The organism is Spiroplasma endosymbiont of Cantharis lateralis, from assembly GCF_964030855.1.
Taxonomy (GTDB): Bacteria; Bacillota_I; Bacilli_A; order Mycoplasmatales; family Mycoplasmataceae; genus Spiroplasma_A.
Window position 1 is genome coordinate 71,788 of the sequence record NZ_CAXIQF010000003.1, and the last position, 25,835, is coordinate 97,622.

24 protein-coding genes are annotated in these 25,835 nt (G+C 24.1%); 17 read left to right on the forward strand and 7 right to left on the reverse strand.

Annotation, left to right across the window (positions count from 1 at the left end; translation table 4 throughout):
* Positions 1–20: 20 nt before the first annotated feature.
* Positions 21–317, reverse strand: coding sequence for a transposase (locus AAHM99_RS00825; RefSeq protein WP_342274802.1), 297 nt, complete (start codon positions 315–317; stop codon positions 21–23).
* Between the two features lie 57 nt (positions 318–374).
* On the opposite strand from AAHM99_RS00825, the gene AAHM99_RS00830 reads away from it, so the two are divergent.
* The 8 genes from AAHM99_RS00830 to AAHM99_RS00865 all read left to right on the forward strand — a co-directional run bounded on the left by AAHM99_RS00830 (position 375) and on the right by AAHM99_RS00865 (position 10,781).
* On the forward strand, positions 375–899 hold the full coding sequence (locus tag AAHM99_RS00830) for a hypothetical protein (RefSeq protein ID WP_342274908.1): 525 nt from the start codon (positions 375–377) through the stop codon (positions 897–899).
* A gap of 100 nt (positions 900–999) precedes the next feature.
* The gene (locus tag AAHM99_RS00835) at positions 1,000–2,391 is read left to right on the forward strand and encodes an Mbov_0401 family ICE element transposase-like protein (protein ID WP_342274909.1); all 1,392 of its coding nucleotides are present in this window, start codon (positions 1,000–1,002) and stop codon (positions 2,389–2,391) included.
* Positions 2,392–3,149: 758 nt separating this feature from the next.
* Positions 3,150–5,909 (forward strand): hypothetical protein, encoded by a 2,760-nt coding sequence (locus AAHM99_RS00840; RefSeq protein WP_342274910.1) that lies wholly within the window; start codon positions 3,150–3,152, stop codon positions 5,907–5,909.
* An 18-nt stretch (positions 5,910–5,927) separates the two neighbouring features.
* Complete coding sequence (locus AAHM99_RS00845; protein WP_342274911.1) at positions 5,928–8,030, forward strand: hypothetical protein; 2,103 nt, start codon at positions 5,928–5,930, stop codon at positions 8,028–8,030.
* 16 nt (positions 8,031–8,046) lie between these two features.
* Positions 8,047–8,538 carry a lipoprotein gene (locus AAHM99_RS00850; protein ID WP_342274912.1) on the forward strand — a complete coding sequence of 164 codons (492 nt, stop codon included), beginning with the start codon at positions 8,047–8,049 and terminating at the stop codon, positions 8,536–8,538.
* 67 nt (positions 8,539–8,605) lie between these two features.
* Positions 8,606–9,097 carry a lipoprotein gene (locus AAHM99_RS00855; RefSeq protein ID WP_342274913.1) on the forward strand — a complete coding sequence of 164 codons (492 nt, stop codon included), beginning with the start codon at positions 8,606–8,608 and terminating at the stop codon, positions 9,095–9,097.
* A 288-nt stretch (positions 9,098–9,385) separates the two neighbouring features.
* Positions 9,386–9,838: a hypothetical protein gene (locus tag AAHM99_RS00860; protein WP_342274914.1), complete on the forward strand. Its 453-nt coding sequence runs from the start codon at positions 9,386–9,388 to the stop codon at positions 9,836–9,838.
* A gap of 151 nt (positions 9,839–9,989) precedes the next feature.
* The gene (locus tag AAHM99_RS00865) at positions 9,990–10,781 is read left to right on the forward strand and encodes a hypothetical protein (protein ID WP_342274915.1); all 792 of its coding nucleotides are present in this window, start codon (positions 9,990–9,992) and stop codon (positions 10,779–10,781) included.
* 722 nt (positions 10,782–11,503) lie between these two features.
* On the opposite strand, the gene AAHM99_RS00870 is transcribed toward AAHM99_RS00865, so the two are convergent.
* A complete protein-coding gene (locus tag AAHM99_RS00870) occupies positions 11,504–12,466 on the reverse strand; it encodes a DUF4238 domain-containing protein (protein ID WP_342274916.1) in 963 nt (320 codons plus the stop codon).
* A gap of 729 nt (positions 12,467–13,195) precedes the next feature.
* On the opposite strand from AAHM99_RS00870, the gene AAHM99_RS00875 reads away from it, so the two are divergent.
* The 6 genes from AAHM99_RS00875 to AAHM99_RS00900 all read left to right on the forward strand — a co-directional run bounded on the left by AAHM99_RS00875 (position 13,196) and on the right by AAHM99_RS00900 (position 18,608).
* On the forward strand, positions 13,196–13,417 hold the full coding sequence (locus AAHM99_RS00875; protein ID WP_342274917.1) for a hypothetical protein: 222 nt from the start codon (positions 13,196–13,198) through the stop codon (positions 13,415–13,417).
* A gap of 185 nt (positions 13,418–13,602) precedes the next feature.
* Positions 13,603–14,214, forward strand: coding sequence for a hypothetical protein (locus tag AAHM99_RS00880; RefSeq protein WP_342274918.1), 612 nt, complete (start codon positions 13,603–13,605; stop codon positions 14,212–14,214).
* Positions 14,214–14,849: a hypothetical protein gene (locus tag AAHM99_RS00885; protein ID WP_342274919.1), complete on the forward strand. Its 636-nt coding sequence runs from the start codon at positions 14,214–14,216 to the stop codon at positions 14,847–14,849. The genes AAHM99_RS00880 and AAHM99_RS00885 overlap by 1 nt, the downstream gene beginning before the upstream one ends.
* A gap of 846 nt (positions 14,850–15,695) precedes the next feature.
* Positions 15,696–16,013 carry a hypothetical protein gene (locus AAHM99_RS00890; RefSeq protein ID WP_342274920.1) on the forward strand — a complete coding sequence of 106 codons (318 nt, stop codon included), beginning with the start codon at positions 15,696–15,698 and terminating at the stop codon, positions 16,011–16,013.
* Positions 16,014–16,134: 121 nt separating this feature from the next.
* Positions 16,135–17,235: a hypothetical protein gene (locus tag AAHM99_RS00895; protein WP_342274921.1), complete on the forward strand. Its 1,101-nt coding sequence runs from the start codon at positions 16,135–16,137 to the stop codon at positions 17,233–17,235.
* A 56-nt stretch (positions 17,236–17,291) separates the two neighbouring features.
* Positions 17,292–18,608: a hypothetical protein gene (locus AAHM99_RS00900; protein WP_342274922.1), complete on the forward strand. Its 1,317-nt coding sequence runs from the start codon at positions 17,292–17,294 to the stop codon at positions 18,606–18,608.
* Positions 18,609–18,666: 58 nt separating this feature from the next.
* On the opposite strand, the gene AAHM99_RS00905 is transcribed toward AAHM99_RS00900, so the two are convergent.
* The 5 genes from AAHM99_RS00905 to AAHM99_RS00925 form a co-directional block, all read right to left on the reverse strand.
* Entirely contained in the window at positions 18,667–18,843 is a 177-nt protein-coding gene (locus AAHM99_RS00905) for a hypothetical protein (protein ID WP_342274923.1), read from the reverse strand.
* 194 nt (positions 18,844–19,037) lie between these two features.
* The gene (locus AAHM99_RS00910) at positions 19,038–20,000 is read right to left on the reverse strand and encodes a GMP reductase (protein ID WP_342274924.1); all 963 of its coding nucleotides are present in this window, start codon (positions 19,998–20,000) and stop codon (positions 19,038–19,040) included.
* Positions 20,001–20,090: 90 nt separating this feature from the next.
* Positions 20,091–20,693: an FMN-dependent NADH-azoreductase gene (locus AAHM99_RS00915; protein ID WP_339031056.1), complete on the reverse strand. Its 603-nt coding sequence runs from the start codon at positions 20,691–20,693 to the stop codon at positions 20,091–20,093.
* 111 nt (positions 20,694–20,804) lie between these two features.
* On the reverse strand, positions 20,805–21,368 hold the full coding sequence (locus tag AAHM99_RS00920; RefSeq protein ID WP_342274925.1) for a DDE-type integrase/transposase/recombinase: 564 nt from the start codon (positions 21,366–21,368) through the stop codon (positions 20,805–20,807).
* Positions 21,369–21,646: 278 nt separating this feature from the next.
* The gene (locus tag AAHM99_RS00925; protein WP_342274802.1) at positions 21,647–21,943 is read right to left on the reverse strand and encodes a transposase; all 297 of its coding nucleotides are present in this window, start codon (positions 21,941–21,943) and stop codon (positions 21,647–21,649) included.
* 116 nt (positions 21,944–22,059) lie between these two features.
* Here AAHM99_RS00925 and udk point away from each other — a divergent pair, with 116 nt between their 5' ends.
* The 3 genes from udk to AAHM99_RS00940 all read left to right on the forward strand — a co-directional run bounded on the left by udk (position 22,060) and on the right by AAHM99_RS00940 (position 25,823).
* On the forward strand, positions 22,060–22,683 hold the full coding sequence (gene udk / locus AAHM99_RS00930; RefSeq protein WP_339035005.1) for a uridine kinase: 624 nt from the start codon (positions 22,060–22,062) through the stop codon (positions 22,681–22,683).
* Positions 22,684–22,876: 193 nt separating this feature from the next.
* The gene (gene parE, locus AAHM99_RS00935) at positions 22,877–24,811 is read left to right on the forward strand and encodes a DNA topoisomerase IV subunit B (protein WP_339031052.1); all 1,935 of its coding nucleotides are present in this window, start codon (positions 22,877–22,879) and stop codon (positions 24,809–24,811) included.
* 31 nt (positions 24,812–24,842) lie between these two features.
* Positions 24,843–25,823, forward strand: a complete 981-nt coding sequence (locus AAHM99_RS00940; RefSeq protein ID WP_342274926.1) for a hypothetical protein — start codon at positions 24,843–24,845, stop codon at positions 25,821–25,823.
* Positions 25,824–25,835: the final 12 nt, after the last annotated feature.

The following is a 25,835-nucleotide window of genomic DNA, read 5'->3' on the forward strand; positions in this document are numbered from 1 at the left end:
TGTATTTAACTCTCACTTATTTACTTCTTTCTATCAATCATTTCTCTTAATTCTTTAAACATTTCATCTCTTAATTTTAAGTCTTCACTCTCTCTTTTTGATTTTTTAAGCTCTCTTTTTAAATTTATAATCTCCTCATTATTGGCTTTAAAGGATTTTTTAAATCCACTTCTTCCATTTTCGTCATAAATTTTTATTCAGTTTTTCAATCTTGATTTATCAATTCCTACTGCTTTTGAATACTGTGCTAATAACAAATTAGATTTGTAAAAATTTAATACTAATTCAATTTTTTGATTGATTGAATACTTAGTCAAAATAAAACCTCTCTTCGTTCACAAATATTTTATATCAATATATAAAGTATTTTTAAAATGTGTCCGAAAAAAGGTTACACTACAGCAACAAAAAAATATGTTAGTTTTCATATGTTTAGAAATAATATCAAAAAGGTTTATACAAATAAAAATGGTAATGAATTTGCAGTAATTTTAATTTCAAAAACTGAAGATAAAGAAGCTAAATTTTTGAATATTTCAACAAAACTTGTTCAAAATTATGAATATTCAACAGAAGAAGGCAAAGTTCTAAAGCGTTCAGAAAAATCTGATTCACCTTTTATTCAAATTAATTTACCAAGTGATGGTGAATTAAGTATTTCAATAAAAAATAAAGAAATTGAAGCAGCAGAATTTGAAAATCATAAAGTTAAAGTTAGTGAAGTATTTAATGATTTATTAGAAATTAGTAATTCAACTTACTCTTGAGCAAAATCTGCTAAAGCTAATTGAAATATGGATCAAGTAAATAAATTAGAACCATCAAAAAATCAGGAATTTGATATTATTGATGAGCCATCAGCAAATTTAGAAGACAATCAAATACTTTTAGAAGATTAATATTAACCAATCAAAATAATATTTAAAAATATCCTTAGAGGGTATTTTTTTTATTTCAATTTTTATATTACAATAATTTTGAATTGAAGGAAAAGAAAAAATGAATGAAATAAGAGAAGATATGGTAAATCAAACTAATTTATTCAAAGAAATCGAACAAAGTGTATTAAATCAAGCAAAGTTAGAATTAAAGAGGTATTTTGAACAAAAAGATTTAGAAATAAAAAATTCTAATTGACGTTTAAAAGAAGGATGAATTATTCATGACAATAATATAAAAAGAACCCAAATCACAGAATTTGGTGATGTTACATTTAAACATACAAAATATAAGAATAAAAATACAGGTAAATATGCATTTTTAGTTGATCCATTTTTACAAATTCAAAAATATTCTAGAGTTGTCTATGACCTAAAAATGAAAATTATTAATTCATTTGAAGGTGGTGAACGTCAAAAGGATATTATTAGATTCTTTAAAAATGCCAATTTCAATAGACAAACTGTCTCCAATATTTTGCAATCAATTAATTCTCAAGATTTAGCAAAACATATTGAGAATAACAATAAAGTTATAGAATCTGATAATGACATAGTTTATATTGATATAGATGATTGTTGATCAACTATTAGAAATAAATATAAAAAAGAAGAAATCAGAATTAGAGTAGCTGTTGCATATGAAACTAGAGAGAGGAATAATAAAAAATATGAATTAAAAAATAAAAGGGCATTTGTAAAAACTTTCTCAAAGGGTAAAAAATGTGATACACATGATTATTCAAAATATTTATTACAAATGCTAGAAACAAACTATGGGGATTTATCAAAAAAGCAAATTATTTTATGTGGAGATGGGGCAAATTGGATAAAAGAAATTGCTGATTATATAGGTGCTGAATATATACTTGACAAATTTCATTTATTTCAAAAAATATATCGTTGTTTTGCATATAAAAAAAGTTCAAAAAGTAAGAATAGTGATCGATTAAAAGATTTGTATCAAAAAACAATTGAATATTATTCTGAAAATAAAATTAATGAATTAGTTCAATTTTTAACTACATGTTTAGATATGGAAAAGCTAAATATTCAAAGGATTAAAGAAGCTATTAGATATATAACAAACAATAGAAAAGGCATTGAAAATCATTTCAAATCTTGAAATAATGGTTGTCACGCTGAAGCAGCAGTTAGCCATTTGATTAAAAGCACAAAAGGTTACGGTGCAAAAATTTATAGCAAAAATAATTTTGAGATACTAATAAATATAAAAATTGCCAAAATAAATGGCATTAATTTAGTTAATTTTTTAACAAATAAATTAAAAGATAAATTGCAGGAAACTATTAGTGATCAATATTTTGATAATAGTAATAATGATAATAAAAATACTAATAAAAATAGAAAGTTAAAAGAAATTAATTTACCAATTTTAGATAAGCCTAGTACAATTTATTCAACTCGAATTAGAAATTTAAATAATTCGTAAAATTAGTTAATAAAAGCAAAATTTAATTTTTCTTTCGCAAGCTTGGTTCCAAGCCCTTTTAATACTAGCATTTTTGCTAGCATTAAAATTGCTAGTGCTAGCACTTTTTACCCAAAAAGAACCCTTGTTTAAAGGGTTCTGGGTAAAAATGATAGTACTACTTATCCTGCTACCCAATGGGTAGGAAAAAGATAAAGAATGAATCTTTTTCAAGAAAAATAAGCTGATTTATAAATTGAAAATATTAAAAAATTTATTTTTTAATATTTTTTTTTAGAAAATGTGCTAATATCTAGTTAGAAATAAAAACATTGCAGTTTTTACACATATTCTTGTACATTTGATTTAAATTGGGATCTATTTCCAATATTTAAATAAATCAAATCCCCCCAATTAATTTACACGGTCAATCAGTTTAATAGCTGGTCTTTTTTGTTTTCAAATAAGAAGCTGTTTTTAAAGTTGAATATTACAAGCACAATGTTACTAATTATAGTTAATAAATTATTACATTTATGTATAGCATTATAAAATAGGCATTTAAGATTAATACAAAATTTTCCAAAATTTATTAAATTTATGGTAAAAATATTGCTTTTGTAATAAATTAGGTGTATAAAATAACTATGTGACGTTTTTACTAATGCACATAAGAGTAAATTTCAGCAAATAAGGGGAGGAAAATTTAGTAAATAAAGCAATTAGATGAAAAAAACTCTATTACGCTTATTTAATTTATTTTCAAAAGAGAAAGAAAAATGAGAAAAAAGACTAATAATTTCACTGAATTAGTAAATAAAATATTTAAATCAAAAAATACCAAGTGATTAACAAAAAAGAGACTCTCTATTGTTTCACTTATATCTATTGGAACTATTGGAACAATAGTTCCAATTAGTCTTGTATTAACAAATAATAATATTGTAGAACCTCAGCCAATAGGTTATAGTTTTGCAGGTAAAGAGTTTTTAACAAAAGAAGAAGTTTATAATTATGCTTATAATGAAGCGCAAAGAACTTTTAACTACGAAACAAATATTTTTAAATTTGACAATCAGTTATTTAACACAAAAGAAGAGCTAGATTTATATATAAATCAGAAATTCAAAATCACAGAAGAAAAGACAATGAGAAATCCAGGCAATTATACAATTAATGCTTCTGGAGAACTTTCTTCTGATATTGTAACTTCTAATGTAGAAGAAGAGGTCAAAGTTTATAGGGGTCATGATAATCAAGCGTATCTTTCAAGAGATAATGCTTTAGAAACATACTTTAATTATGAATCATCAATTTTCGTTGAAGGTAAAGAAACAAATAATGAAAGTGATGCAAGATCCTACTATGAAGAAATTAAACTAAAAGAGTTGGAAAAAAGTGATGATAAAACTACTTGCTATTTGCAAAGTGGAATATGTCAAACAGAAACAGAAATTAAATCTTGATTAAGAAAAAATATGACAACTGGTTTTGAATATAATGGAAAATCTTTTTCCGATTATAACTACTTGGAATATGAAAATTTAATAAAACCTTTAGATCCAAAATTATCTAGAGAGCATATTAAAGAAGTTTTAGATGCAGATAAAAAATCTTATTGAGCACAAGTGGGAAATCTTAATTTACAAAATGGTTATTTAGTTGGTCCAAAATACTTTGAATCAACTGAAGAAATTAAAGATAATAATATTAAATTTGAGCAAACTGGTTCTGTTGATATTAATCCTTTAATTGCTTATAGTTATGCTGTCAGTTTATCATCAATGACAAGTACTGTCATAGATATTGTTTTGCCTTGAATTCATAAACCCAATTCTGGTGAAGAAAGCAATTTTGCTTCTTTTGAATATTTAAAATATTTAAGAGAGAATATTGATTGGAGTCAAGAAGGCAAGGAAGAATTAGAATTTATAATGAATAAAATTGATGATAATTATTTTTTTGATGCGTCATTAGATTTAAATCTTATTAAAGATAAAGAGTTTACAAATTTTAATAAATTACTTGTTGTATTTAATAAATTATTAATTAAAAGTAGAGTACATAGAATTGGAGTTTCTTTTGAAGAGTTAGAAAAAGCATTTGTATATATATTAGCAGATATAATTAATTCACAAGAAGAAATGGTTGAAAACGTTTTTTCAAATGATTCTGAAAATGGATTGGAATCTTTAAGAGAAAGTAGTTTTGAAGATATATATTCTCTTTTTATAAATGTGGATAAATTTTATTCAGAAGGTGGTGCAAATAAAAGATTACTGGATGGAGTTGTAAAATTTCAAAAAATAGCAGAAACTGTAATGGAACCACTTGAAAAGTTAAGCAAAAATAAGAAAAAAACTGAAAATACCTTTAAAGATAAAAATACTTCTCAGTTGCAAATAGATAGTAGCATGGAAGAGATTCATAAAGAAAATCAAAAGGAAATTGAAAGTAAAAGTGAAGATATTTATAAGGGAATTGGTTTTAAAGGATTTACAAATAAGAATTATAATTCAAAAGCCAGTGCTACTAGTTTAGTATCTGGATTAAGTTGAGTAGGAAAGGCATGGAGTATAAGCCAAGCTTTAAGTTTTATGTCAGTAGTTAGTTTTGAAGCAAAATTAGATCAAAATACATCATTATTTTATACAGTGCCTACAATTAAAATTCCTTTAATTAATATATCAATTAAAAAACCAAATCCAAAAGTAAACGTTATAAAAATTTCAGATTCAGCAATAAATTATTTAGTTCCAAAAAATCCAGAGTCGTCATCAACAACTATTTATGAGTTTAAAAATAAGTATTATTTGCATAAAGATACAGCAGAAGAAGAGTTAATATTAGATGCTTACAAAAATCCTCAAAATTACTTCTCTTCAAGAAAAATATTTGCAAGTATTATGAACAAAAGTAAGGTTTATACATTAACAAATGATAAATTTAATAAGCCCGTAAACTCACCAGGTGGATATACTTGATCTGAATATCAAGAAGCTTTAGATAAAGAAAAAGAAATATTTATTGAACAGCTATTTAAAGAAGAATATGTAATGCATAAAAAAGAATATTATTTAGATGGTTTTGGCAATGCTTTTGAAAATAAGTATGATGCAATATCAAGTTTAAAAGAAAACATTGCTAATTCTAAATTTAATAAAAAATATTTTTATATAATGAAAAATGGTGAAAAAATTTATAAGGATAGTGAAGAAGAAATTATTTCTTTCATTAAAACAAATCAACCGATTGAATCTAAGTTAATTATTAACAGTGATCTAATAAAAACTTCAATCTATAATAGTTTAGAAGAATATCAAGGAAGTCAGTATGATTTTTATAAGTTGGATTTTTATGGACAAAATAAGTATTTTAAAACATTAAATCAATTATTAACTTATCTAGATAATAATATTAATTATCAAGTAATTAATCAAAATGGTGAGTTAAAAACCTTTGATTTCAAAGACAATATATTTTTAAATGAATGAGAATTTAGAAAATGAATTGAGCAACAAACTCATGAAATTTATTAAAAGAGGGGTGAAAAAAACATGTTTAAAAAATTATTATATAAAGTAAGTTTAGCTCTGGTATTAAGTAGCTCAACTATACTACCTATAGTTACTAGTGAAAACAATATTAGTAATATAAGATTTCGCAATTTATCAAATCAACAAATTGAAGAACTTTATAAGGATATAGAAGAAAATAGACTATATATTGGAGATACTGAATATAGTTATTTTGATGGAAAGAAATTTAACTCTCCTCAAGAACTAGATGAGTATATTCTAAAAAATAACTTTGTGCAAATGCAATTGACTTCTTCAAATCCATCAAAAATTATTAAAAATTATGAGCATATGACATTAGATGATAAAAAAATTTATGATATTAATATAAATAATTTTAGTCAAGTATATAGAGATGCTTTTGGAAATATAGCTCTATCAAAAGAAAATGCATTGAATACTTATGCTAATTTAGGAAATGTAAAAGCAAAGTACAGTTATGATCAAATTGAATGATTTGATACACCAGATGAAGCCAAAAATAATGAGAAATATAATCTAAAAATTAATAAATCTTTATACTATATTTATGCAAATGAGTACTATAATGCTTTCAATCAAAATGATGTTGAAGCTTTAATATCAAAATTTACTTCTGGATATTATGTCAATAAAAAAACAGGATTAAATCAACAAGCAATTAAACCAATTAATTTCTTTGGAACTCAAGAAGAGAGTTTTGCTAAATTAAAAAGAGAGTTGGAATCAGAATTTTATGAAGGTTATTATAAAAATTTATTGGATGCTAACTCGAAATATAGAATAAAATTTATGCCAAAAAAAGATTATAGAATAACAGTTCAATGTCAAGGAGCAAGTGATGATTATGGTTTTGGTGACTATGTTAATTTGGAAATGTTAGATAATAAAACATTTAATTCTTGATCTTCTTTTCTTGGATATTTTAGAGCTAATTGACAAAGTAAAAATGAAGGTAAGAGACCTTATTTAACAAAGACTTTTAATTTTAAATATAATGAAAAATCATGTAGTAATGGAAACATTAATTTAATGCATTCTAGTTATAAAAATAAAAAAGTTACATTAGATGATTTTAGTTATTATGATGAAACTCGTACTTCTTTTACAGGATATACTACAAAAGATAAAAAAAGTGGAGATGAAATTTGATTTTCACCAGAGATGGGAAATGCATATACAACAAGTGATATGACACAAGATAATTTAGCAAATTTTTATAGTAAATGATTCTCAAATTATTTTAATGGATTGCAAAATTTTGAAAATCCAAATAAGGAATTAACTTTTAAAGATCTTAAAAATAATAATTTAAATTTAAATACAGAAGGATCTATTGCAAAAGATAAATTATATGATGTTAATGGTAATCAAGGTTTCAAATACTCATTAATTCAAAGTTATAATGACTTTTTACCAATAAAGGAAAGAATATTAAAAGAGCCTTATATAATTGATAATAAAACAATGTATAAAATGAGAGAAGATTTTTATGTTACAAAAGAACAATTAGATAATTTTTTACCACTGCAAGGTACTTTTAGTTCTGTATTAAAATATTCATATGGAACAGATCAAGATTTATCAAGTAGAGATGGTAAACTGTTGGCAAATACTCTTGAAGAGGCCAAAGAAAAGGAAATTATAAACAGTAAAAGAACATTACAAAAAAAATATATAGTTTATGATGCTTTTGGAAAAGTAGAATCATCTGGAGAGAGTGAAGAAGCAGCATTAAGAAAATTACATAATAATATTTCATTAACAGCAAAATATGTACATAGAGATGAAATAAAAACATGAGATCCAAATTTTAAATTATCTTATGATAATATTATTTCAGATGGTAGATATGCTGTGTATAGAATTAGAGATGTAAATGATAGTTCTAACTTTATTTATTATCAAAGTCAGGATTTAGCACTTGATGCCGTTAAAAAGGCTGCTAAACAAAATAGTAATATAAATGTACAAGTTTATAAAACTTATTTATATAATTACCAAACGAGTTTAGGTTTGACTATACCCTTATTAATTTATGATAATGATATTATGTCAACTATAAACAAAATTATAGAAATTGAATCGTCAAATATTTATTAATTTAAAAGGAGAAATTATGAAAAAATTATTAACTTTATTTACAGCAATAACTTTATTTGCTTCAACTTCAACATCTGTTATATCATGTCAAAGTGAAAAAAAATTTGAATTACCAGATCAACCAAAATCAGGTGATGATATTGTAGAGGCATTAGATAAATATCGTTATGAGCAAGAGCGTGTCAATGAAATTTGAGCAAAGGAAATTGATGAATGTAATGAATGTAGTGAAGATCAAGAAAAGGAAATTCAACTTAATAGTGATGCTTGACAAAAAAGTAGAATATATGAAGCATTTATAAGAGCTTTTAAATCTTATAAAATGTTGCAGTTGAAATATGAAGCGTTAGAATCAAAAACTTCAGAAATAACATATTCTATAGTAAATACAGATTACTTTGATGAATTTATTGAATGATGACAAAAGGATGAAACTTTAAATAATAATACAAAAGAGTATATGTTGGAAATTCAAAAATGAGCTAAACAAGAAGCAATCCATGAATAAAAAAAGAAAATAGTAATTTAATTTATACATAATTCTATATTTATTAATTCATTTAAAAGGAGAAATTATGAAAAAATTATTAACTTTATTTACAGCAATAACTTTATTTGCTTCAACTTCAACATCTGTTATATCATGTCAAAGTGAGAAAAAATTTGAATTACCAAATCAACCAAAATCTGGAGATGATATTGTAGAAGCATTAGATAACTATTTTTTAGAACAAGAAAAAATGAATGCAATTTGAGCAAAGGAACTTGATGAATGTAATGAATGTAGTAAAGAACAAGAAAAATTAATAAAATTAAATAGTGAAGCTTGACAAAAAAGTAGAATATATGAAGCATTTATAAGAGCGTATGAATCTTATAAAATGATGCAATTAGACTATGAATCTTTAAAATCAAAAATCTCAAAAGTAACTTATTTTAGAGATCAAACAGATAGTTTTGATATATTTATTGAAGAATGACAAAAGGATGAAACTTTAAATAATAATACAAAAGAGTATATGTTGGAAATTCAAAAATGAGCTAAACAAGAAGCAATCCATGAATAAAAAATCAAATATTAATTTAATTTATACATAATTCTATATGTATAAATTTTTTTTAATATCTATATACCAAAAATAATTCATTGTGTAAATTAAAATTGTAAGGTATCAAAAAATGTTTAAAATATTAATCAATTGATATGAAACTAATAAGAAACTTATTAGTAGTTCAGTTTAAATAATAGTTTTTCACTAAGATAGTCAAAAGTTAACTATAAAATACAAAAGAATAGATCAGTTAATCCAGAAAAAATTGGTAAGTATCCTAGATTATTTAAATATCAAACAGATTTGAAAAATTATGGAGGTATTATCTCTCTAGATATTACAGACAAAATAATAGCAGGATGCAAACTATATACTTGCGCTTTTTATCATGTAAACACTAAAAAAGTTTATGGTTTGGTAAACAAAAATATTAAAGGTATGAAATTAGTATTAGAGTCATTTTTTAATATGGTTAATGAGTTTGGAACATTTAAACCAAACTCAATTATTCACTTTGATAACGGTTCAGAATTTAAATCTTATCAATATCATTTAGCTACAATGTGATTTGATTTTGGTTTAAGTATGTCTAGAATATGCAAATCAACAGACAATGGATATATTGAAGGTTTTTGAAGTACTTTTAAAAGAGAAGCAATCAAGGAAGATTATAAATACAATGTTGTAAATGAATATATTTATAATTTGAAAATGTATGAATATTTTTATAATAATATAGTTAGTTATAAAATATAGGTGTCCGAAAAAAGGAACAGTACAGTGTCCGAAAAAAAGAAATAGTACATAAATATATAGTTATTTTTTTTATATAGTTTATAATTATTATTATAGCTCATAATTATAAAGGTTGGAAGGGTGGGTAGTTGAAAGAAAGGTAATTAATATAATGATAAAATTATTAGGTTTAATAGGGTCGCTATCATTATCAACATCAGCAGTTACACCAGTTTTAAATATAAATTTAAATAATAAAAATATAACTCAAAAAACCTATGGAAATATCCATATTGAGAAAGCAATTGATTTGACAATGAGTACTTTTAAAAGAAGTGCTGTTCCGATATTTTCTCAATCATCAATTGAGCACAAATTAGTATATATTCGAGCTACTTATGGTAGTATAAGTTCAATTTATGAAATATTAAATAATGCACCTCATCCGAGTGAAATTGTTTTAGCAAAACAAATGTTACTTTTAGCTTCTGAAGATTATGATAGAGCAGCAAGACAAGGTCAAGCAGAAGTTATGATGCATCATGCTCAAGTTGGATTATTTAGATTAATTACTGCTTTTGATTATATGCATAAAGCAAACTTCAATATTAATAAAGAGCAAGGAAAGTTAGGAAATATCCATATTGAGAAAGCAATTGATTTGACAATGAGTACTTTTGAAAGAAGTGCTGTTCCGATATTTTCTCAATCATCAATTGAGCACAAATTAGTATATATTCGAGCTACTTATGGTAATATAAGTTCATTTTATGAATTATTAAATAATGCACCTCATCCGAGTGAAATTGTTTTAGCAAAACAAATGTTACTTTTAGCTTCTGAAGATTATGATAGAGCAGCAAGACAAGGTCAAGCAGAAGTTATGATGCATCATGCTCAAGTTGGATTATTTAGATTAATTACTGCTTTTGATTATATGCATAAAGCAAATTCAGTTGTATAATTAGGTAATTTATACAATTTAAAAAGTGTATTTAAAATTTAATATAGATAGTTGGCAAGAAATATGTTAGTAAAATAGCAGATTTCTTGTTTTTATTTTTTGAAGAAATAAAACAGTTGCTTATAATAAACAATTTCAAAGAGCTCAAACATCTCAATAAAGGAGCATTCATTTTTTAGAAAAATTAATAAAAGTAAATAAAAATAATAAAACTAGAAAATATTCAAATGTTGTAAGTTCTAATAAAATATCAAATAGTTTGGAATTAAAATATGAAAGACAAACAGTAAACTTCTGAAAAAAAGATAAAATATAATTAATGAAGTACTCATTAATATAAAATATCTTGATGACTTCTTTATTAATGAAGATTTAGAGTTAAAAAATTTTAAGAGAAGAACTTAAAAAAATAAAGGGAATATGAGCAATTAAAATAAGCTTACAAATTTAGATAAAAAATAAAATATGAGATGAAAGGATTTCATTTATATATAAATGCAATTTTCAATTTTGATACAAGTTGAGAATACTATTTTTATCGACACTTTTTTTCTTTTTTTAAGAGTCCTAATGAGTTATATTTAATAATATTGATGAATTGTAAAATTAATTAAAGCACTAAAAAAAATTTGAGTCATACAAAAATAATTTGATAAATTAAATAAGAATAGAAGATATAGAATTTATAAAAAGGTAAATATCTTTATTATAATATTTTTAAATTATATATATCTATAATTTAATTTAATTTTATTCAAAACATTTATGTAGTCATTTTCTTGAGTAAAAATAAAACTTTCACCATCATCCAAAAATATTTTATTAATTTCATCAATGGTATTTTTTTTAAAATTTATAAAATTCAATTTATTGATTTTTTTATTATTATCAGAAGTAATGCTCGATGAAAAAGATTGCCCAAAATCAGATACACCTTCAATATTATATTGAGAAATTAATTTTACTGCTTCATCCAATAATACATATGATCCAGGATTACCATAACCAAATTTTTTCACCATTTTTTTAGAATTATAAAAATATTTAACTTTAGATATTATAAAAGCAATATCAGGAGACTGAGGAAAGAAACCCATAATAAAATTTCCATATTCATCGGTTTCGATTAAGCCACAAATATCAGAAATACAAAATTTATTATCTTTACTTTTAACAATATTCAATACCATTGAAGACACTTGCATATCAATTCAAATATCAGCATCTTTATGTTTTTCTCCCTTTATGAGAGATTCCATTGTTTCTAGTAAACTAATAGTACTATTTTTTCTTTCCGCTTCGGATATATTATTGAATATACCAAATAAATAGTTATTTTGGTTATCCAAATTTTTGATAACACTAGATGTTTTTAATTGCCTATATGCTTGCAATAATAAATATAATTGTATAAAATGAATCTCATTTAAAGTTAGATCTATATTTTTTTTACTCTCATAGATTCTATCAATTAATCCTTTCATTCTATTCTCAATAACTCCCAGTCTTGATTCATAATTTATTTTATTAATATAATAATAACCTTTCTCAAAAAAAATATTTTTTGTATTGTAAGTCCTAATTAATTTTTTATTTTTTTCATATAATCTAGCTCCACTATTTTTTCAATACTTTAAATTAAATTGTGGCAAATAATGACTTTTAATATCTTTTAATGATTTCATTTGCTTCTCCTATATTAATTATAGTAGTTAATATAATAATTGGAGCAATGATTTTTTTTTTTTTTTTAAAAAAAAAAAAAAAATAACTTAAAAAATCAAAAAGAGAGCGTGAATATTTAAAACTATGAGATGAAAATATTTAGAGAATTAAAAGAAATGATTAATAGAAAAAAGTAAGTAAGTCAGAGTTAAATAGATCTAAATCAAAAGTAGTTTACAACTTTATAATTAGATATCCATATATTGAAATTAGAAGACTTTGTAGACTAATTGATTTAACAATAAGCACTTACTCTGATTGAATATAAAGACCTAAACCTAAAATTAAAACTCTTAATTGAGATTTAATTTTGTAAATTAATGATGTTTATAAAAATGAAGTTAAAATCTATAGATCTAGAATATTTTTGAAGTATTTAGATTTAAATTGTAGTCATAAAAAAATTCTACGAATAATGAAGTTGCTAGAGTTAAAACCTAACAATTATAAAGTACAAAAGAATAAATCAGTTAATCCAGAAAAAATTGGTAAGTAACCTAGATTATTTAAATATCAAACAGATTTGAAAAATTATGTAGATATTTTCTCTGTAATATCTACAGAGAAAAATAATAGCTGTTTGCAAGATATATACTTGCGTTTTTTATCATGTAAACACTAAAAAAGTTTATGGTTTGGTAACTAAAAATATTAAAAGTATGAAATTAGCATTATAGTCATTTTTTAATATGATTAATAAATTTGGAACATTCAAAACAAACTCAATTATTTACTCTGAAAATCATTCAGAATTTAAATCATATCAATATCGATTAGTTACAATGTGATTTGGTTTTGGTTTAAGTATGCCTACAATAGGGAGATCAACAGACAATGGGGATATATTGAAGGTTTTTAAAGTACTTTTAAAAGAGAAGCAATCAAGGAGGGTTATAAAAACAATATTGTAAATGAATATATTTATAATTTAAAAATGTATCAATATTTTTATAATAATAGATTTAGTTATAAAAATATAGGTGTCCGAAAAAAAGAACAGTATAATTTATTTTTTTATACTATATATTTATGAAATATTATTGCTAAAAATTATATTTTATTTTAAAATAAAATTAGAAGGGTAAAAAGGGCAAAAATGGTAGAGATTATAAATGAAATAAAGGTTAATTTTAGTCATAAAGATAAGGAAGATTATTTAAAATACGTAGAGATAATAGGCAAAAAAATAATTAATTTTCTAATTTTTTATTTTTGTAAAAAAAGAAATACTGATAGTTTAAATTATAAAAATATATCTGATTTAATAAGATATGATAAGAGAATAAAGTATAATGTTTTTAGATTTTTAAATACAATAGAAGATAAAATTAAACAAAAATTAATAGATAATACAATTTACTATAAAAAATTTGAAATCGCAAATAATTCTGAGGACTTTACTACATTAAATGAATTAAATGAACTAGATTCTAATTATTATACTTTAGGAACAATTTTAAAAGAATTAAAAAAATTAAAATTAATAGATGATTTAGAAGAAAAAAATTTTAAGTCAGTTTTAGAGTTAAGAAATAAAATTGTTCACTTTACTTTAATATACACTAATCTTGAATGGTTTACTAAAAAATTATATGAATTAAAAAATTTATTACCTGAGGATTATCAAAAAGGGTATATAAAAGTAATAAATGAAAGTAAAAAACAGTTCAAAATAGTATCGGATTTATTAATAGAGGATTTAAAATAATGGGATTAGAATATGTAACAAAGAAGGAATTAAAACCAAAAAAATCTGAATTTATTTCTAAAACAAAAAATTTTAGAGTAAAAAATGGCTACAGATTCAATTTTTATTTAGTTGGTAGCTCTAAAAGAAATTTAGTTTTAGCACATAAGGATAAAAAATTTGATATTGATTATCAATTAAGAATTACAAATAGTAATAAGGAGGAACCTAAAAAAATTAAGGATTATTTTTTTAATTTATTTCAAAATGCCTTTAGTTCCAATGAAGGATGAGATTGTGATAATTCCACATCTGTTATCACAGTTAAAAAAACATCTGAAAATGGAAATGTGGAATTTTCATATGATATAGCAATATGTAAAATAAATCAAAATACTAATAAATTAAATATTATTAAGAGAATTAATGGTGATTATTTATGAGAGGAAATAGGAGATTATTCTGAACATACTGGAAGATTAAGAAATATAAAGGGAAATAATTGAAATAAAGTTAGACATAAATATAAAACTAAAAAAAATGATAATTTAAAACAAAAAAATGAAAATCAAAAAAAATCTTTTATTATTTTCATTGAAACAATTAAAGAAGTATATGATGATTTAGCTTCTTCTAGTAATAAGGAGAATGATTAAATTATTTCATTTTTAAAAAATTGATAGATTTTATTTACTAGAATTTATTAATTTTTTTTAATAAATTCTTTTTTTAAAAATTAATCTTTAATTAATCTTGGTTGTTTCCATTTTTATGGCATTTAATAGTAGTCCTTTTATAAAATTTCCTTTTATTTATTATAAAGGAGAACAAAATTGTTTGTTATTTTTTGGAGCATAATTGCTTATTCTTTACATTAATTTAAATCAAATAAAAAAACTAAAGATAAGGAATCCTGAATTAACTTAATAAAAAAGCTATTGAGATTGATCAAACTACTTTGATAAACAATGTAGATATAAAATACTTAATTCATAAGCTGAAGAATAGTATCTAGCTTGATTTATAAAATAATTAGTAATAAAGTGATAGTTTGCATTATTTAGTACAATTTTATATACATTAATTAAAACTATGTTAATCCATAGAATTCATATTAGTTACAAAGTAAATTATTTTAATATTATTAATTAAGATTTTATTTTGAGAATTAATGATGCTTATAAAAATGAAGTTAAAATTAAGGATTTAGAAGATTATTGAATTATTTAGATTTAAATTAAGTCCTAAAAAAATTCTATGAATAATGAATATTCTAAAGTTGAAACCTAATAACTAAAAAAATAAAAAATTAGTTAATCCAGAAAAAAATGGCAAGTATCCTAAATTATTTAAATACAAAACAGATTTAAATAATTTTGAAGATATTTTCTTTGTGGATATTACAGAGAAAATAATAACAGGATGTAAACTATATACTTGCGCTTATTATCATGTAAACAGTAAAAAAAGTCTATGGTTTGGTAACTAAAAATATTAAAGGTATGAAATTAGTATTAGAGTGATTTTTTAATATGGTTAATGAATTTGGAACATTTAAGTCAACCTTTATTATTCACTCTGAAAATCATTCAGAATTTAAATCATATCAATATCGATTAGTTACAATGTGATTTGGTTTTGGTTTAAGTATTTCTAGAATAGGCAGTTCAACAGATAATGGATATATTAAAGGTTTTTGAAGTATTCTTAAAAGAGAAGCAATCAAGGAATGTTATAAATACAATGTTGTAAATGAATATATTTATAATTTGAAAATGTATCAATATTTTTATAATAATAGAGTTAGTTATAAAATATAGGTGTCCGAAAAAAAGGAATAGTACAGCTCTAAAACTTTATATATTCCTTATTAATAACCCCTTTAAAAACCTATTAAAATTTGATATAATAGAATAAATTAACTTAATGGGAGAAAGAAACATGAAATTACAAAAGATTATAGCTAAGAATTTTATTCATCCAGGAAAACAAACTTTTACATTAAGTGAAGATCATATTTTAAAACAAGGTATATATAGTGATGCAAACGATATCTTAGAGTTAAACAAGATATTTAATGGTTCTTGATTAGAATCAAATATGAGTTTTGAAAAGTATTATCCAAAATTTGCAAAAAAGCTAGCAAATAAAGAAATGAATCTGCAAATTGATGCCTTATTTTTTATTGAAGAAGAGGAATTAGTACAATTAAATAAAATTTTAAAATCTCTTGGAGTTATCAAGGCATGAAAATCTAGAATATTTTATTATTCAATTAAGTGTATTTATCCTTTTATTTTTCCAATTGTAACTTTAGTGCCAGCAGAATTTAAAACAGATAAAGTAATTGGTATTGGAAGTCACTATGAAAAGTTCTTTAAAGCTAATTTAAGTAAAAGAGATATTTTAACTACTATGGGAATTAATGCTGTGGCTCAGTTAAGAGAAAAGTATTTTGAATATAAAGATGTTAAAGTTAAAGAAGAAGAAAAAGAAGATTATAAAAGATATCTAGAAGTTTTAAAAACAACTTTCAGATATGATGAAGAGTTTATTAAAAAATTGGGTCAAGCAATTTATAGCATTGATGATGGTGATATTATCAATTATGCTGATGAAATTGAATTTTTCTTAAGAAATAGTCACTTTGACAATTTTTTAAATACAATTCCATTATTAAGAGAAAATAAAAAATATCGTGAGGATTTTGCTAATTTATTATTTGATGTTTATTTAGTAGATTTAAAATGAATTTATTCTGTAAAAACAGCAAATGATATTGTTGAAATAAGAAAAATTGCCTATGAAAATCATTGTGAAAATGCAGTTTATTCAAGAGAATTAATAGAATTTTTTAATACAAAATTAGTTTTAAATAAGAAGAACTTTAATTATTATTCAGGAGTTAGCAAATTTAATGCTAAAGCTGATCCAACTTTGGTTTTTACAAATGAGCTTAAATATAATAAAATCTTTGAAAAGGATGCTGTAGAACCAAAATATGTGGAACCAAAGTTTGCATGAAATAAAAAAAGAAAATAGAATTAATAAAATGTATAAAGTTAATGTAAAAAACTATTTTTATTGGAGGGTTTACTATGGGTGAAAAAATACTACAAAATGAATTATTAAAAAATCTTGTCAGTAAGCAAGATTTATATAAGGCAGCTAAAAATATAAAGTTATCAAATGAGGACACACAAAGATTTATTGAATCAATTTTTAGTAATTATTTTCTAGATAATGACAATATTAATTTTTTAGTTAAAAATGGCTATAATTTTTTTACTTTTAAGGACCAAGAACTATGTTTTTGTCTTAGTGGAGAGCAATTTTTAGAGTGTTGCAAAAAACACTTAATAAAAACAAAAAATTCAAGTTATACGCCCTTTATTAAGGCAATTATTGCCAATGATAAGTATGAAGATTACTTAAAATTTTCTTCGCAATTATTTGAAAATAAATACAAAAATATGAGTGAGACTGAAAATTGTAATTTTGTTAATTGTGAAAAAAAAGCTGTTGAAAATAGTTTGTATGATTTTAATGAATTAGATCATACAAACTATTTAACATCAAATAAAAGAAATGTGTTTGATAATAACTATAAAATGGGCGAATCTTTTTTCAAGGAAGTTGATCCAAATCAATTTAAGTATTTTGGTTTTTGTCAAGAACATATGAATCAAATTGCAGACATTAAAATTACAAAAAATAGCAGTGATGAAGAAATCCTATTATTTAACTTTCCTGCAATTGTAAATAAATTATTCATCTCTAGAGTTCAACTTGAAGCTTTAAAAGAAGAATTTAGAAACTACTTTAATTCAATTGAAGAAGATGGTGTTAAAACTATGTTTATTTATAATTTAAAGAAAGTTTCAAATCATGTAAGTTCTTTACTAGATACTTATAGTTTCTTTGTAAAAACTTTAAAAGGGCAATATAAGAACTTTGGGATTGTGAAATTTAGTTTACCCAAAACAAATAATTTTACAATTAAAGATGTCTTTCAACCACAGATAACACCAGATGATTTTAAAGTTGTAAACTCAATTAATAACTTTTTTATCTCTGAAAATTTTGCAACGATTGTCATGTTTTCAGATAAAGCAAATTTTTTTGTGACAATGGTTTATGACAAAAGCAAAGAAAATTTAAATACTTTCTTTGAACAGTATTTAAAAATTATTCATTTAAAATCAAAAAATGAAGCGGCTTTTATTTCAAATTGTTCGCTGATATTGGCAGATAATATTTTATTTCAAAAACAATGATTTGATAAATTAGATGAACAAGAAAAATTATTGTATTCCGCTTTAAATAAATTTAGATTCCAACATCCAAATATGGGTCAAGAATATTTAAAAATGAAATTCTTTGCGGGGTTTAATAAAGGCAATAATTTCTTTTAAGAAGTTTAAATTTTTAAATTAATTATAAAAAAATACTAACTTGGTTAGTATTTTTTTATTATGAAGAATGTTCTCAATCAATATTATTTTCTTCAGCTTTATTTTTTTTATAACATTCATCACAAACATAAATTGCAGTTTCATCTTCTAAATTTTCATCATATTGATAAATTCTTTTTTTATCCATAAAGTTCAAATCCTGATCGCAATTTGCAATTTGACATTTTTCTTTCATTTAAATCACTCCTCAAGATAATTTTACTAGATATTTATAAAATAGAAAGTTAATTGAGAAGTTTTAGAATTTAAATATTAAATATCTTATAAAAGAGTGAATAGGGGAGTTGAAATGAGCCGATAGGGGAGTTTGAAATGTAATAAAAGTCAATAAAAATGCACTGTTTTGTGCATTTATTTGAAATATTCAAATTAGAAGTTACTTGTTTTCAAAATTACATAATCCACTTTTTTAATATCATTAAGCTTAGTTCCCCCAGAATATGATATTGATGATTGCAGATCTTCTTGCATTTCTTTGTAAGTTTCCATTAATTTTCCTCTTACTTTAATTAGCTCTTTTTTTCCTTCAACATATCTTTTTTCACCCTTATTATATTCACTGGCACTACCATAATATTCTTTAAATAATTCACCTTCAACAGTAACATTAGCTCCAGGTGATTCTTCATGAGCTGCAAATAAACTTCCAATCATACACATTGCAGCTCCAAAACGAATTGATTTAGCAATATCACCATTGACACGCAAACCACCATCAGCAATAATTGGTTTGTGAGCAGCTTTGCTACATCACTTAATAGCACCCAACTGTCATCCACCAGTTCCAAATCCTGTTTTTAATTTAGTAATACAAACTTTTCCAGGACCAACTCCAACTTTAGTTGCATCAGCTCCTCAAAATTCTAAATCTCTAACAGCATAGGGTGTTCCAACATTTCCAGCAATAATGAAAGTTGATTTTTTCATATGTTTTCTGATATGTTCAATCATATTTTTAACACTAATTGAGTGGCCGTGAGCAATATCAATTGTAATATAATCAGGGATAATATTGTCTTTAGCAAGTTTTTCAATTAAGTCATAATCTTCTTGTTTAACTCCCACACTAATTGATGCAATTAAATTAGCTTTAAGCATTTTTTTAACAAAAGCATATGAGTCAACATTGAAACGATGCATAACATAAAAGTAACCATTTTTGGCTAACATCTCACATAATTGTTCATTAATTACTGATGCCATATTTGCAGGCATCACAGGCATTTTAAAAGTATGTTTGCCAAGTTTAACTTCAGTATTACATTCACTTCTTGATTTAACAACACACATACTTGGTATTAGTTGAATATCTTCATAGTCAAAAGCGTACATCTACATTTCTCCTTATTCCTTTGAAATTATAGCAATAAAAGCTTAAAAAAGAAAATTAGTTAAAACAAAAAAATAACCTTTAAGGTTATTTTAAAACTTTTTAGCAGCTTCAATAATTTTATCAGCAATGGCATTCATTGCATCATTTGGATTTGTTGTTGAAACAGGTGCTATTTTAGTTCCTGCAAACAGAATTGGTTGATTAACTTTTGCACCAACAAACTCTCAAGTTCCTTTTAAAAATTCAGTGTGATTTCCTCATGGATATCATCCAAATGGTGCACCTTGAGTTGTTAAAATTTGTACTGTTAAATGTTCTAATAGACCTTTAGCATCTCCTTGTTTAACATATTTATATGAAAATGTTTGATCTGCTAATAATATGTGATCTAAGTAATTTTTAATTAAAGCTGAAACATTAAAGTTATTCATTGGACTTGAAATAACAACTTTATCAACTTCTTTTAACTGATTAATATATTTTAAAGCATCTTGTTCATTAAAATATGTACCAAAGTTTTCTCTTGAAAGAGTCTTATGAGCCATTTGCTCATTGTTTAAATCTAAATGAATAATTTCATCTTGTGGGTTTAATGTTTGATATTCTTTAACAAAACGATTTGTTAAAGCTAATGAAAATGATTTTTCAACAGGACTAACTGTACCTGTGATTACTAAAATTTTTTTTGCCATAATTTTCTCCTTTATCAAGTTAATTTTATAGTTAAATTGTCAAAAATACTTCATTTTTTTAATAATTAAATATAAAATATTAAATGTGTACTGTTCCTTTTTTTCGGACACCTATATTTTATAACTAACTCTATTATTATTATAAAAATATTGATACATTTTCAAATTATAAATATATTCATTTACAACATTGTATTTATAACCTTCCTTGATTGCTTCTCTTTTAAGAGTACTTCAAAAACCTTCAATATATCCATTGTCCGTTGATCTACCAATTCTAGACATACTTAAGCCAAAATCAAATCACATTGTAGCTAAGCGATATTGATAAGATTTAAATTCTGAGCCATTATCAGAGTGAATAATTGAGTTTGGTTTAAATGTTCCAAATTCATTAACCATATTAAAAAATGACTCTAATACTAATTTCATACCTTTAATATTTTTAGTTACCAAACCATAAACTTTTTTAGTGTTTACATGATAAAAGGCGCAAGTGTATAGTTTGCATCCTGCTATTATTTTCTCGGTAATATCAACAGAGAAAATATCTCCATAATTTTTCAAATCTGTTTGATATTTAAATAATCTAGGATACTTACCAATTTTTTCTGGAGTAACTGATTTATTCTTTTGTATTTTATAGTTATTAGGTTTTAACTTTAAAAACTTCATTATTCGCAAAACTTTTTTATGACTACAATTTAGATCTAAATACTTCATTAATCTTCTAGAACCATAGATTTTAACTTCATTTTTATAAACATCATTAATTCTCAAAACCAAACCTCAATTAATTGCCTTAATTTTTGGTTTACCTTTTGATAATCAATCATAGTAAGTACTTTTTGCTAAATCAATTATTCTACAAAGTCTTCTAATTGCAATATTTGGGTATTTAATTGTAAAGTTATAAACTACTTTTGATTTAAATGTATTTAACTCTCACTTATTTACTTCTTTCTATCAATCATTTCTCTTAATTCTTTAAACATTTCATCTCTTAATTTTAAGTCTTCACTCTCTCTTTTTGATTTTTTAAGCTCTCTTTTTAAATTTATAATCTCCTCATTATTGGCTTTAAAGGATTTTTTAAATCCACTTCTTCCATTTTCGTCATAAATTTTTATTCAGTTTTTCAATCTTGATTTATCAATTCCTACTGCTTTTGAATACTGTGCTAATAACAAATTAGATTTGTAAAAATTTAATACTAATTCAATTTTTTGATTGATTGAATACTTAGTCAAAATAAAACCTCTCTTCGTTCACAAATATTTTATATCAATATATAAAGTATTTTTAAAATGTGTCCGAAAAAAGGTTACACTACAATAAAATATTAAATGGTTATATAGAGGTACATATGAAAAAAGTCACAATAATTATTGTAGCAGGGGGTAGTGCTAGTGGAAAAACTACTGTAGCACAAACTATTGCCAATGAAATCTTTATGAACAAGCCTGTAACGCATTTAACAATGGACAGTTACTATAAAGATTTTAGTGATTTAACCTTTGAAGAAAAGCAATTAGTAAATTTTGATCATCCAAGTTCATTAGACATCGACTTGCTTTGTAAACATTTAGATGATTTAAAACAGTTTAAAGCAATTGAAACACCAGTTTATGATTTTAAAACTCACTCACAAAGTGGTGAGTTTATTAAAGTAGAACCTTCAAATGTAGTTATTTTAGATGGCATATTAGCATTACATATTGAAGAAATTCGCAAAAGAGGCGATATCAAAATTTTTATTAGAACAGATGATGATATTCGCTTTATTAGAAGACTTATGCGTGATGTCAATGAACGTGGAAGAAAACTAGATGACATTACAAATCAATATTTAAATACTGTAAGACCTATGTATAAATTTTTTGTAGAGCCTTCAATTGAACATGCTGATTTAATAATTCCTTATTATGAGGGTAATAATATTGCAATTGATTTAGTAGCTGCAAAAATTAGCAGTTTATTGAAAAAGTAAAATCATTAATAATTGAATGAAAAGAGTTACAAAACTCTTTTTTTTATTAAAACTATTCTCACATTAAGTGTTTTTTATCGTAAAAACTAACTATTTCGAAGACAAGTGCCTATTTTAAAGGGTTTTTGATTAAATTGACATTTTTTAATGAAATGTGATATATTAATTCTAATATGAAACAATGAGGTAAAATATGGCTGAAAACAATAATAATTTATCGTATACAGAAGATAGTATTCAAATATTAGAAGGTCTAGAAGCAGTTAGAAAAAGACCTGGTATGTATATTGGTTCAACTGATTCAAGGGGTTTACATCATTTAGTTTGGGAAATAGTTGATAACTCAATTGATGAGGCTCTTGCTGGAGTGTGTAGTGAAATTAATGTTTCAATTGAAAAAGACGGTTCAGTGACAGTAAAAGATAATGGTAGAGGAGTTCCAATAGGAAGTTATAAAGGAACAAGTCAATCAACACCAGAAATTATTTTCTCAGTATTACATGCTGGGGGAAAATTTGGTGGTGATGGTTATAAAACTTCTGGAGGATTGCACGGAGTTGGTTCATCAGTTGTTAATGCACTATCATCTAAATTTAAAGTAATTATTCACAGAGATGGACTTATATCACAAATTAAGTTTGCTCATGGGGGAAAATTAGTTGATCAGTTAAAACAAACTGGAACTTCAAAGCAAACTGGAACAATTGTTAACTTTTTACCAGATGAAACAATGTTTTCAACAACAAAGTTTTCATTTTCAACAATTAGTGAAAGATTAAAAGAATCAGCGCTTTTAAATTCTGGGCTTAAATTAACTTTAAAAGATAATAGAAGTGATAAGTATGTTGAATATCTATATGAAAATGGATTAACAGAATTTGTTAATGAACTAAGAGGTGATCAAAAAGCTTTATGCTCACCAATTATGTTAAAAGGTAGTGAGCAAAATATTGATGTAGAAATTGCTTTAACTTATACAACTGATTTTTCAGAAACAGTATTAGGATTTGCCAACAATGTTAAAACAAGTGATGGAGGAACTCACTTAACTGGTTTTAGAACAGGAATGGTTAAAGCCTTAAATGAATATGGTAAAACTCAAAGTATTTTGAAAGAAAAAGATAAAAAATTAGATTCATCAGATATTAAAGAAGGTTTAATAGCAATTGTAACTGTAAAAATTCCAGAAAGTTTAATTCAATATGAAGGTCAAACAAAGGGAAAATTAGGAACAAGTGAAGCTAAGTATGCTTGTGAAAAAGTAACTGAAGAGCACTTTAGTTTTTGATTGCAAGAGAATAAAACAATTGCTATTTCAATTATTGAAAAAGCATTATTGGCTCGAAGAGCAAAAGAAGAAGCAAGAAAAGCAAGACAAGCAGTTAGAGATCAAAAATCAAAATCAAAGTCAAGAACAATGCTTGGGAAATTAACTCCAGCACAAGGAAAAAATAAACAAGAAAATGAATTATATCTAGTTGAAGGGGATTCAGCTGGAGGAAGTGCAAAATCTGGAAGAGATAGAAAATTTCAAGCTATCTTACCATTAAGAGGTAAGGTCATAAATGCTGAAAAAACAAAATTAATTGATTTGCTTAAAAATGAAGAAATAACAACAATAATTAATGCAATTGGTGCTGGTATTGGAAGTGATTTTGATATTAGTGATATCAATTATGGAAAAATAATTTTAATGACAGATGCTGACACCGATGGTGCTCATATTCAAACTTTATTGCTAACTTTCTTTTATCGCTATATGAAAGAATTGATTATCAATAAAAACATTTACATCGCAATGCCTCCATTGTTTAAGGTCACAACAGGTTCAAATAAAAAGGACTTTATGTATTTATGAACAGAAGAAGAATTAGCAAGTCATATGAAAAAAACTAAAGCTAAAATTGAGATTCAAAGGTACAAAGGGTTAGGAGAAATGAATGCTGATCAACTTTGAGAAACAACAATGGATCCAGAACATAGAAAATTAATACAAGTAACAATTAATGATGCACTAGCTGCTGAAAATTCTTTTAGAACTCTAATGGGTGATAATTCTGAAAAAAGAAAAGAATGAATTGAAGAAAATGTTAAATTTACACTTGAAGAAAATACGGAATTTATTTAGTTAAACAGTTGCTAGGATGGATGTGTTAAATGTGGAAAATAAACTTTCTTTTGCACAAAAGGCAAAGATTATTGTTCAAAAAATTGAAGAATATAATAAAATAAATAAGGAAATTAAAAGATATGGAGATATTTTTAATACATTTTCTTTTTATTATGAACTGAAAGAACCTATCCTTTTTTTTGAATTAAAAAGTACAGACTATGCTGAAAATGATTTTTCAGCCACATCTTTAGCAACTGAACAATGAATTGAAATAAATGTAGAAAAAGACAAAGAAGTAAACTGATTAATAAAAACAATAAACAAATTTCTTGAAAAATCTAAAAGTGTTATGCAAAAAGCCAGAGAAATATCTAAGCCACATGTGGGTATTCTTGTCTATGATGAATTCACTGATTCATATTATTTAAACCCAACAACAGGACCAATTCTTTTAAAATCAAAAGAAGTTTTAAAAGAAATAAGTTCCACGAGAATAGACATTTTCAATATCTTTATTAACTTGCGTTCAGTTGCAGTTGAAGAGGATCGAGCAATTGAGATTTTTGGACTAAATCTTGAAGATGTAATTGTAAAAATTGATGATTCATTAAAATCAATTAATCTGCTTGCAAAAAAAATTATGAAAATAGAAGGTATTCCAAGATATATTTCATCAATTGAAGTAGATGATAAAATAATGTATTATAATGGTTATGCCACAATAGATTTTGGTTTAGCAGCTGAAGATAAAAATAAAGTTAATGAAGTTAGTTTAGAAGCTAATATTAATGAAATTGAAGAATTAGAAAAAATATATATTCAAATTAGAAAAGATGAAGAAGTAAGTAAAATAATGGCAAATCTTGGAAGAAGTTTAGTATCAAAAAATAATCCAAAATTGTATGTTCAAAATTCTATCACAGGACTTTGAGAATTATCATATGAGGGTAGAAAAACAATTAAAAATTTAAATATTATCGACTTCATTAACACTGATATTAGTGAGATGGACTTTGATATAAACTAGGAGGATATAAAA